The organism is Salinarimonas sp. NSM (assembly GCF_052380005.1).
Classification (GTDB): domain Bacteria; phylum Pseudomonadota; class Alphaproteobacteria; order Rhizobiales; family Beijerinckiaceae; genus Salinarimonas.
The window spans coordinates 57,581-68,275 of the sequence record NZ_JBQTCJ010000018.1; the positions used below are offsets into that span (position 1 = coordinate 57,581).

Annotated in this window: 9 protein-coding genes; all 9 read left to right on the plus strand. The window is 70.8% G+C overall.

Features of this window, described 5'->3' with window-relative positions; all coding sequences use genetic code 11:
* Positions 1-36 precede the first annotated feature (36 nt).
* The 9 genes from dnaE to frr all read left to right on the plus strand — a co-directional run bounded on the left by dnaE (position 37) and on the right by frr (position 10,527).
* Positions 37-3,507 (plus strand): DNA polymerase III subunit alpha, encoded by a 3,471-nt coding sequence (gene dnaE / locus ACTZWW_RS09200; RefSeq protein WP_444780650.1) that lies wholly within the window; start codon positions 37-39, stop codon positions 3,505-3,507.
* Between the two features lie 82 nt (positions 3,508-3,589).
* Positions 3,590-4,672 (plus strand): AAA family ATPase, encoded by a 1,083-nt coding sequence (locus ACTZWW_RS09205; RefSeq protein WP_444780651.1) that lies wholly within the window; start codon positions 3,590-3,592, stop codon positions 4,670-4,672.
* Entirely contained in the window at positions 4,672-5,331 is a 660-nt protein-coding gene (locus ACTZWW_RS09210; protein ID WP_444780652.1) for a DUF4276 family protein, read from the plus strand. The genes ACTZWW_RS09205 and ACTZWW_RS09210 overlap by 1 nt, the downstream gene beginning before the upstream one ends.
* A gap of 8 nt (positions 5,332-5,339) precedes the next feature.
* The gene (locus ACTZWW_RS09215; protein WP_444780653.1) at positions 5,340-5,873 is read left to right on the plus strand and encodes an MOSC domain-containing protein; all 534 of its coding nucleotides are present in this window, start codon (positions 5,340-5,342) and stop codon (positions 5,871-5,873) included.
* Between the two features lie 177 nt (positions 5,874-6,050).
* Entirely contained in the window at positions 6,051-7,094 is a 1,044-nt protein-coding gene (locus tag ACTZWW_RS09220) for a 30S ribosomal protein S2 (RefSeq protein ID WP_444780654.1), read from the plus strand.
* Positions 7,095-7,219: 125 nt separating this feature from the next.
* Entirely contained in the window at positions 7,220-8,152 is a 933-nt protein-coding gene (tsf, locus tag ACTZWW_RS09225; protein ID WP_444780655.1) for a translation elongation factor Ts, read from the plus strand.
* A gap of 184 nt (positions 8,153-8,336) precedes the next feature.
* Positions 8,337-9,041 (plus strand): outer membrane protein, encoded by a 705-nt coding sequence (locus ACTZWW_RS09230; protein WP_444780656.1) that lies wholly within the window; start codon positions 8,337-8,339, stop codon positions 9,039-9,041.
* Between the two features lie 151 nt (positions 9,042-9,192).
* Positions 9,193-9,909, plus strand: coding sequence for a UMP kinase (gene pyrH / locus ACTZWW_RS09235; protein WP_444780657.1), 717 nt, complete (start codon positions 9,193-9,195; stop codon positions 9,907-9,909).
* A gap of 57 nt (positions 9,910-9,966) precedes the next feature.
* Positions 9,967-10,527 carry a ribosome recycling factor gene (gene frr, locus ACTZWW_RS09240; protein ID WP_444780658.1) on the plus strand — a complete coding sequence of 187 codons (561 nt, stop codon included), beginning with the start codon at positions 9,967-9,969 and terminating at the stop codon, positions 10,525-10,527.
* Positions 10,528-10,695: the final 168 nt, after the last annotated feature.

Sequence of the window (10,695 nt, forward strand, 5' to 3'; positions counted from 1 at the left end):
ACGGCGCGGCGGATCGGGACTGGAGGGCGAGGGGCCATGGCGATCATCAAGGACCCCGGCTTCGTGCACCTCCACGTGCACTCCTCCTACTCCCTGCTCGAGGGCGCGCTGCAGATCGGCGCGCTCGCCAAGCTCGCGCTGGCGGACCGCCAGCCGGCGCTGGCGCTGACCGACACGAACAACCTCTTCGGCGCGCTGGAATTCTCCGAGAAGCTTTCCGGGTCGGGCATCCAGCCGATCGCGGGCGTGCAGATCACCACCTGCTTCGAGACGCCCGATCCGGCGCAGCGCCAGGGCCCGGCGGCGGCGGCCGCGGGGCTCGCCAACCTCGTCCTGCTGGCGCAGACCGAGGAGGGCTACCGCAACCTGATGCGCCTCGTCACGCGGGGCTATTTCGACGTCCAGCTCGGCGGCAGCCCGCAGGTCTCGCTCGCCGCGCTGGCGGAGCACGCGCAGGGCGTGATCGCGCTCACCGGCGGGCTCTGCGGACCGCTCGACCGCGCCTACGCGACGGGCCGGCCGGAGCTCGCCGCGGCGCGGCTCTCGGCGCTCGAGACGATCTACGCAGACCGCCTCTACGTCGAGATTCAGCGCCACGGGCTGGAGGAGGAGCGTGCGGTGGAAGGCGCGCTCGTCGCGCTCGCCGACGCGCGCGGCCTGCCGCTCGTCGCCACGAACGAGCCCTTCTTCGCCCGTGAGAGCGACTACGAGGCACACGACGCGCTGCTCGCGGTGGCGGAAGGCCAGGTCGTCGCCAACACCGACCGTCGCCGGCTCTCGCCGGAGCACCGCTTCAAGACCCGCGCCGAGATGGCCGCGCTCTTCGCCGACATGCCGGACGCGCTCGCCAACACCGTCGAGGTGGCGCGGCGCTGCTCGTATCGCGTGACGACGCGCGCGCCCATCCTGCCGCGCTTCACGGCGGACATCGAGGGCGTCGACGGCGAGGAGGCGGAGGGGCTCGAGCTCGAGCGCCAAGCCAAGGAGGGGCTCGCCGCGCGGCTCGAGGCCCACGGCACCGCGCCGGGCACGACGCGCGAGGAATACGAGAGCCGGCTCGACTTCGAGCTCGGCATCATCCGGCGGATGAAGTTCCCCGGCTACTTCCTCATCGTCGCCGACTTCATCAAGTGGGCCAAAGACCACGACATCCCCGTCGGCCCGGGACGCGGCTCGGGCGCAGGCTCGCTGGTGGCGTGGTCGCTCACCATCACCGACATCGACCCGCTGCGCTTCGGCCTCCTGTTCGAGCGCTTCCTCAACCCCGAGCGCGTCTCGATGCCGGACTTCGACATCGACTTCTGCGTCGACGGCCGCGAGGACGTGATCGCCTACGTGCAGCGGCGCTACGGCGAGCCGCAGGTGGCGCAGATCATCACCTTCGGCACGCTGCTCGCCCGCGGCGTGCTGCGCGACGTCGGCCGCGCGCTCGCGATGCCCTTCGGGCAGGTGGACAAGCTCTGCAAGCTCGTGCCGCAGAATCCAGCGAAGCCCGTCACGCTGGAGCAGGCGATCGCCGACGAGCCGAAGCTGCGCGAGGCGGCCGAGCAGGAGGAGGTGGTCGAGCGACTGCTCGCCATCGCCCAGAAGCTGGAGGGCCTCCACCGTCACGCCTCGACCCACGCCGCCGGCGTCGTCATCGGCGACCGCCCGCTGCAGGAGCTGGTGCCGCTCTACCGAGACCCGAAGACCGGCATGCGGGTCACGCAGTACAACATGAAGTGGGTCGAGCAGGCGGGCCTCGTCAAGTTCGACTTCCTCGGCCTGAAGACGCTCACCGTGCTGCGCAACGCCGTCGACCTCCTGAAGGAGCGCGACGTCGCCGTCGATCTCTCGAACCTGCCCCTCGACGACCCGAAGACATACGAGATGCTCGGCCGCGGCGAGACGGTGGGCGTGTTCCAGGTGGAATCGGCGGGCATGCGCAAGGCGCTCGTCGAGATGCGCGCCGACCGGATCGAGGACCTGATCGCGCTCGTCGCGCTCTACCGCCCGGGCCCGATGGCCAACATCCCGGTCTATTGCGAGCGCAAGCTCGGCCGCGGCGAGGCGGAAGACAGGTGGTACCCGCACCCGAAGCTCGCGCCGATCCTGCGCGAGACCTTCGGGATCATCGTGTACCAGGAGCAGGTGATGGAGGTGGCGAAGCTGCTCGCCGGCTACTCGCTCGGCGACGCCGACCTCCTGCGCCGCGCCATGGGCAAGAAGATCAAGGCGGAGATGGACAAGCAGCGCGTCCGCTTCGTGGACGGCTGCAAGGCGAACGGCATCGACGAGGCCAAGGCCGACGAGATCTTCGACCTGCTCGCCAAGTTCGCCGACTACGGCTTCAACAAGTCCCACGCCGCCGCCTACGCCGTGGTGTCCTACCAGACGGCCTACCTGAAGGCGAACCACCCGGTCGAGTTCCTGGCCGCGTCGATGAACCTCGACATCGACAACACCGACAAGCTCTCCGAATTCCGCCGCGAGGCGCAGCGGCTGGGCATCAAGGTGGAGGCGCCCTCGATCAACCGCTCGCAGGTGCGCTTCTCGGTGAAGGGCGGCGCCATTCGCTATGCGCTCGCCGCGGTGAAGGGCGTGGGCCGGCAGGCGATGGAGGCGATCGTCGCCGCGCGTGGCGACACCCCCTTCGAGGACCTCGCCGACTTCGCCCGGCGCCTGCCGCCCAAGGCCGTCAACAAGCGCATCCTCGAGAACCTGGTGAGCGCCGGCGCCTTCGACGACCTCGAGCCCGACCGCGCCCGCGCCTTCGCCGCGATCGAGCCGATGCTCTCCCTCGCCGCCCAGGCCGCCGAGGCGGAGACGACGGGCATCGTCGACATGTTCGGCGGCCTCGCGTCGGCGGACGTCTCGCTGCGCGTGCCGGACCACGAGCCGTGGACGGCGTCCGACCGCCTGCAGCGGGAATACGACGCGGTGGGCTTCTTCCTCTCGGGCCACCCGCTCGACGAGTATTCCGATCTCCTCGGCAAGCTGCGCGTCCAGCGCTGGAGCGACTTCGTGCGCTCCGTGCGCGCCGGCGCCAGCGTCGGGCGCCTCGCGGCGACGGTGCTCGACCGGCAGGAGCGGCGCACCAAGTCCGGCTCGAAGATGGGCATCCTCCAGCTGTCGGACCAGTCCGGCCACTTCGAGGCGATCGTCTTCTCGGAGGGCCTCCAGCGCTTTCGCGACCAGCTCGAGCCGGGCTCGGCGGTGGTGCTCGTGGTGCAGGCGGGGGTCGAGGGCGAGGACGTGCGCGCACGCATCAACGCCGTCGAGCCCCTCGACGAGGCCATCGCCAAGCACCAGAAGGGCATGCGCATCTACCTGCGCGACGAGCGCCCGGTCCGCTCCGTGCAGGAGCGCCTGAAGGCGCGCGGCGAGGGCGAGGTGTCCCTCGTGCTGATCCTCGACGGCGGCGAGCAGGAGGTGGAGGTGAAGCTGCCGGGCAAGTACCTGGCGACGCCGCAGATCGCCGGCGCACTCAGGGCGGTGCCGGGGGTGGAGTGGGTGGAGATCAGTTGACCGGCGGCGGAGGGTCGCCGATCCTGCGTGGGAGCGGGCGATCGCGCCGCCCGGCGAGGCGTGCGCCATCGGCACGGATGCGATGCAGAACAAGTTCCGGAAGCTCGAGACGCTCACCTTGAAGGGCTTCAAGTCGATCCGCGCGATCGACGCGCTCGCGTTCGCGGACATCAACATCGTGTTGGGCCCGAACGGCGCGGGCAAGAGCAACTTCGTCGGCTTCTTTCCCTTCATCGCCCGCCTCGCCCGCGAGGAGCTGCAGGACTACGTCGCGAAGCAGGGCGGGCTCGACAAGCTCTTGTTCTTCGGGCCGAAGACGACCGAGAAGCTCGAGATCCGGTTCCGTTCGGACCGAAACGAATATTCCGCCACTCTCGAGCCGACGACAGAGGGTGGGCTCGTCTTCGCGGACGAACGGTGCAAGTATCTCCAGTTCGAGCACACGATCAACCATCCCGGCCAAGCCGAGACGCGGCTTAGGCGCCCGCTGAGCGGCGGCCAGGTTTCCAAATACATCTACGAGCCGATCGAGAACTGGCGCGTCTACCACTTCCACGACACGTCGGCCTTCGCACCCCTGCGCAGTCTCTCGCGCCTCACCGAGCCCGAGCGGCTCGACGCGGACGGCGGCAACCTCGCGGCTTTCCTCTACTACCTGCAAGAGAAGGGGCCCGACGTCCTCGCGGCCGTCACCGCCGCGCTGCGCCGGGTCGCCCCCTTCTTCGGCGGCTTCGTCCTGCGGCCGGAGGCGCTCAACCCCGATACGATCCGCCTGCGCTGGCGCCATCGGGGGCGCGATCCGCTGTTCGACGTGTCGGACCTGTCCGACGGCACGCTGCGCTTCGTCGCGCTCGCCGCGCTGCTGCTCCAGCCCGACCCGCCCTCGACCATCGTGCTCGACGAGCCCGAGCTCGGCCTCCATCCGGCGGCGCTCGCGGAGCTCGCGGCGCTCATGCACGAGGTCGCCCCGCGGGTGCAGATCATCGCCGCCACCCAGTCGCCGACCTTCGCCAATCATTTCGGCTGGCGCGACGTGATCATGGTCGATCGCGTGAAGGACGCCTCCACCTTCCGGCGCCTCACGGAGGCGGAGGTAGCGCCCTGGGCTTCCGATCACGGCATCGGCGACCTGTGGGAGAGGAACCTCATCGGAGGTCGGCCCTGATGGCCCGTCTCGCGGTCCACGTCGAGGGCCAGACCGAGGAGCGCTTCGTCAAGGACGTGCTCGCGCCGCACCTCGAAGCCCTCGGCATCTTGCCGCAACCCGTCCTCATCACGACCGGCCGCAACGCCGACGGGAGCCGCGCGCGCGGCGGCGGGGTGAACCTCGACCGCGTGCGCGGCCAGCTCCGGCAACTCCTCGCCGGGTTCCCGGACGGCCACGTCACCACCTTCTACGATCTCTACGCCTGCGGCGGGCGCGCCGCGGGCGAGAGCGCGGAGGCGCTGGAGGCGCGCATCCACGAGGCTCTAGGCGCGCCGCCCAACCTCATTCCCTACGTGCAGCGCCACGAATTCGAGGCGCTCCTGCTGAGCGCGCCGGACGTGCTGGCAGCGCATTTCGCGCAGCCCGGTCTCGTCCGCACCATCGGACGCGCGCTGGCGCCGCTCGGTGGGCCCGAGGACCTGAACGACGGACCAGCTACCGCGCCCTCGAAGCGCCTCGCCGACTGGACCCGCGACCTCGCCGAACGCTACGAGCCGCGCACCAAGCTGCGCCACGCGCCACCGATCTGCGCGCGCATCGGGCTCGAGCCCATGCGCGCGGCCTGCCCGCGCTTCGACGCCTGGATCGCGCGCCTCGAGCGCCTCGCAGCCACCTGAGCCCGCCCGTGCACCTCGCCGCCCTCCTCCTCGCCCCCGGCCCCGACTTCCGCACCCGTCCCGTCCCCGAGGCCGCGCTCGTCTTCGGCGGCCTCTCGGGCGATCTCCATCACGGGCTCGTGCGCAAGGCGGACGCGCGCACGCCCTGGCACGTCCGCGGCACGCCGATCGCCAACACGCGGCAGGTGTCGCTCGTGTCGGTGGAGGAGCTCGCCGTCGTCGCCGAGGCGCTCGGCATACCGGAGGTCGACCCCGCCGATCTCGGGGCGAACCTCGTCCTCTCCGGCGCGCCCGCGCTCGGCGCGACGCCGCCGGGGACGCGGCTCCTGTTCCCGTCGGGCGCGACGCTGTTCGTGACCGAGGCGAACCCGCCCTGCCGCCAGCCCGGGCGCAAGCTCGCCGCCGCGCACGGCCGGCGCGAGCTGGAATTCGCCTTCGTCAAGGCGGCGAAGGGGAAGCGCGGACTCGTCGCGCTGGTGGAGCGGGAGGGGGCGATCCGCGTGGGGGACCCGATCCGGGCGCTGGCGCCGACGCGGGGGTGAGCGGGCCGGACGCCGCGCACGCGTTCGCACCGCTTGCATTCGCCGTCCCGAGCCCGTATATGCGCGCCCATCCCACACGCGGAGCCATGTCGTGCCCTGACGGCGCGACGCACCCGGTGCCGGCTGACCAAGCCGGAACGCGGCCCCGCGGAGGCTAGAACCGGAGAACAGATTCAGATGGCCCTTCCCGACACCTCCATGCGCCAGCTCCTCGAGGCCGGCGCGCACTTCGGCCACCAGTCCCACCGCTGGAACCCGAAGATGCTGCCGTTCATCTTCGGCACGCGCAACAACATCCACATCATCGACCTCGCCCAGACGGTGCCGATGTTCTACCGCGCCCTGCAGGCGGTGAGCGACACGGTCTCCCGCGGCGGCCGCGTGCTGCTCGTCGGCACCAAGCGCCAGGCCCAGGACGCGGTGGCGGACGCCGCCAAGCGCTCGGCCCAGTACTACGTCAACTCCCGCTGGCTCGGCGGCATGCTGACGAACTGGAAGACCATCTCGGGCTCGATCACGCGCCTGCGCAAGGTCGACGAGATCCTCGAGGGCGGGGCCCAGGGCCTCACCAAGAAGGAGCGCCTGATGCTCGCCCGCGAGAAGGACAAGCTCGAGCGGGCGCTCGGCGGCATCAAGGACATGGGCGGCGTGCCCGACCTGATCTTCGTGATCGACACCAACAAGGAGCAGCTGGCGGTGAAGGAGGCGACGCGCCTCGGCATCCCGGTCGCCGCCATCGTCGACACGAACTGCGACCCCGACGGCATCACCTACCCGATCCCGGCGAACGACGACGCCGGCCGCGCCATCGCGCTCTACTGCGACCTGATCGCCCGCGCCGCGCTCGACGGCATCTCCCGCTCGCAGGGTGACCTGGGCATCGACATCGGCGCCTCCGAGGCCCCGATGGTCGAGGAGCTGCCCGCCGCCGCCGCCGGCCCGGCCGAGGCGCCGGTCGACGTCACCGCCGAGCAGACGGACAAGTTCGAGCGCCTGGCCGCCCCGCGCGGCGCGCCCGACGACCTCTCGAAGCTCACCGGTGTCGGCCCGGAGCTCGAGCAGACCCTCAACGACGGGGGCGTGTTCCACTACTGGCAGATCGCGGCGCTGACCGACGAGGAGGCCGCCGCGCTCGACGCCGACCTCAAGCTCAACGGCAAGATCGCGCAGAACGGCTGGGTGGCGCAGGCGCGCGCCATGCTGGAAGCCGCCGCGGCCTAATCCGCCCGAGCGTCATCGCCGCGTCGCATTCCTGCGATGTCGGTGGGAACGCGCCCGTGACGACATCAGCCCGGCGTGCCGACCAGCGGACCGCCGGGCTCCTTTCATGACGGAGACCCGAGATCATGGCGAACATCACCGCGGCGATGGTGAAGGACCTGCGCGAGAAGACCGGCGCGGGCATGATGGACTGCAAGAACGCGCTCGGCGAGACCGACGGCGACATCGAGGCCGCGGTCGACTGGCTGCGCAAGAAGGGCCTGGCCAAGGCGGCCAAGAAGGCCGGCCGCGTCGCCGCCGAGGGCCTCGTGGCCGTCGAGCTGCGTGACGGCAAGACGGCCGGCGTCGTCGAGGTCAATTCCGAGACCGACTTCGTCGCCCGCAACGAGCAGTTCCAGGCGTTCGTCTCCCAGGCCGCGAAGCTCGTCCTCGACACCGACGGCACCGTCGACGGCCTCACCGCGGCCTCCTACCCGGGCGCGAGCGGCACGGTGGGCGAGAAGCTCCAGGAGCTGATCGCCACGATCGGCGAGAACATGACCGTGCGCCGCACGGCCAAGGTCAGCGTCGGCGAGGGCGTCGTCGCCTCCTACGTCCACGGCGCGGTGGCCGAGGGCCTCGGCAAGATCGGCGTCGTCGTCGCGCTCGAGTCTGCGGGGAAGAACACCGACGAGCTCGCGACGCTGGGCCGCCAGATCGCCATGCACGTCGCCGCCACGAACCCGGTCGCGGTCGACGCGTCGGGCGTCGACGCGGCCACGCTGGAGCGCGAGTCGGCGATTCTGCGCGACAAGAACGCCGGCAAGCCGGACCACGTCCTCCAGAAGATCGTCGAGAGCGGCCTGAAGTCCTACTACAAGGAGGTCACCCTCCTCGAGCAGTCCTTCGTGCACGACCCCTCGAAGAGCGTCGCCCAGGTGCTCAAGGAGGCCGAGGGCAAGGTCGGCGGGCCGGTCAAGATCGGCGGCTTCGTCCGCTACGCGCTCGGCGAGGGCATCGAGAAGGAAGAGAGCGACTTCGCGGCCGAGGTTGCCGCTCAGGCCGGCGTCAAGGCCTGATCGCAGGCTTCTGCGACTGCGACGAACAGGGGCTTCCGCGACAGCGGAAGCCCTTCTGCGTCTTGCACCGCGTCACCCGGCTCGGCAGCGTGACGCATTTTCCCGCTCGCGTGCGGCAACTTGGTACTCGACGCGGCCGAGCTTGCTTGTAATCTCCGCCCGGGTTCCTTGCTCGGAGGGGGCGATGATCGCGAGGTTCGGTATCGTCGTTGCAGCGTGCCTCGGCATGACGTGGGGCGCGCTCGCCGCCGATAGGGCGGTCGAGGAACCGTCGCCGGTCGCTGGTGCGAGCTGGAGCGGGGCGTATGTCGGTGCCTGGATAGGCGGTCGGACGTCGCGGGTCGGCGTCACGGCGTGCCCCGGCGGCGTCGTCGGCCAGAACTGCCCCGAGGATTTCGGTCTCGACGGCTTCGTCGGCGGCATCAATGCGGGCATCGACTACCAGTTCGCCAACGGCCTCGTGCTCGGCGCCATGTTGGTGGTGCCGCTCACGCGCAACGAAGAGATCGTCACGACCCCCCTGTTCGTGCCGTTCGGTCTGTCGTGGCGCGTCACGCCGCAGTTCGTCGGGGCGCTGGCCGCGCGTGTCGGCTACGCGTTCGGCGATTACCTGCCCTATGCGGTCGTGGGTGTCTCCCACGCGCGGGTGAAGAGCCAGACGCTGTCGTTCGGCGTGCCTCTCAATCCGGCGATCGAGGTCTCGCACTCGGGTGTGGTTCTCGGCGCGGGTCTCGAGGCGCGGCTCACGCCCCACGTGTCCCTCGACGGCCGGTATCTCCTCGGCCTCATGGGCAGCGCCGAGTACGATTTCTGCGGCAATCCGCCCTGCGGCTCTTCGTACGACAGCGTGTCGCACAATTTCCTCGCCGGCCTGAACTATCGCTTCTGATTGCGCCACGCGATCGCCCCCGCCCGGCCGCCTCCCGCGGCCGCCTCTTCGGCGCGCGAAAAGCGGACGTTTCGCCTTGCACGCGGAGCCGGGCGGCGGCAGTGTGCCGGCCGCCGGGCCGATGGGGCATGGAGAAACGGGAGACTGCGACGTGGCGCTGCCCTACAAGCGAATTCTGGTGAAGCTCTCCGGCGAGGCGCTGCAGGCGCCCGACGGGTACTGGCTCGAGGCGCAGACGCTGGCCGCGCTCGCCGGCGACATCGCCCGCGCCAGCGATGCCGGCTTCCAGATCGCCCTCGTGATCGGCGGCGGCAACATCATCCGCGGCGCGCGCATGAGCGCGGCGGGCTGGATCGACCGGGCCACCGCCGATTCGATGGGCATGCTCGCCACCGTGATGAACTCGCTCGCGCTCGAGACCGCGCTCAACGCCGCCGGCGTGCCGGCGCGCACGATGTCGGCGGTGTCGATGCCCACGATCTGCGAGACCTACGCGCGCCAGCCGGCACTCCACCATCTCGACAAGGGCCAGGTCGTGGTCCTCGCCGGCGGCACCGGCAACCCGTTCTTCACGACCGACACCTCGGCCGTGCTGCGCGCCGCGGAGCTGCGCTGCGACGCGGTGCTCAAGGCCACGCAGGTCGACGGCGTCTACTCCGCCGACCCCAAGCGCGACCCGAGCGCCGTGCGCTACGAGCGCCTCACCCACGACGAGGCGATCGCCGCCGACCTCAAGGTGATGGACACGGCGGCCTTCGCGCTCGCCCGCGAGCAGCGCCTGCCGATCGTCGTCGGCAGCGTGCATCCGCCCTCCTCGGTGGCCGCGATCCTGGAGGGCAGCGCACCCGCGACGGTCGTCGCCCCTTGATGCGGCGCCGCCATCGGCGTAAGCCGGGTCGGAAACGGCATCGAGGGCGAGAGACCGATGAGCGACGAATTCGACATCAACGACGTTCGGCGGCGGATGCAGGGTGCGGTGGCGTCCCTGAAGAACGACCTGTCCGGCCTGCGCACGGGCCGCGCCTCCGCGAGCCTCGTCGAGCCGATCACCGTCGAAGCCTACGGCGCCGCGATGCCGATGAACCAGGTCGCGACGATCTCCGTGCCCGAGCCGCGCCTGCTCTCGGTGCAGGTCTGGGATCGCGGCATGGTCGGCGCGGTGGAGAAGGCGATCCGCGAGTCGGACCTCGGGCTCAACCCGCAGACGGAAGGCCAGGTCATCCGGCTGCGCATCCCGGAGATGAACGAGCAGCGCCGCAAGGAGATGGTCAAGGTCGCGCACAAGTACGCGGAGGAGGCCCGCATCGCCATCCGCCACGTGCGCCGCGACGGGCTCGACACCTTGAAGAAGCTCGAGAAGGACGGCCTGCTCTCGCAGGACGACGAGAAGCGTCAGGCGGCGGATGTGCAGAAGGTCACCGACGAGCACGTCGCCGAGGTGGACCAGGTCGTCGCCGCCAAGGAGAAGGAGATCATGCAGGTCTAGAGCCGGCCCGCATGAGCCTCCCCGTCTCGAGGAACCCGGAACCCATGACCCACGGGCGCGACAGCGGTGCCGCCGCACGAGAGCCAGCGCATGCCCGCTGACGCCGCCCAGGCGGCGCTCGCCGCGCCCGCGCCCCATGAGGCGGCCGACCCGCGCGCCGGGGCGGCC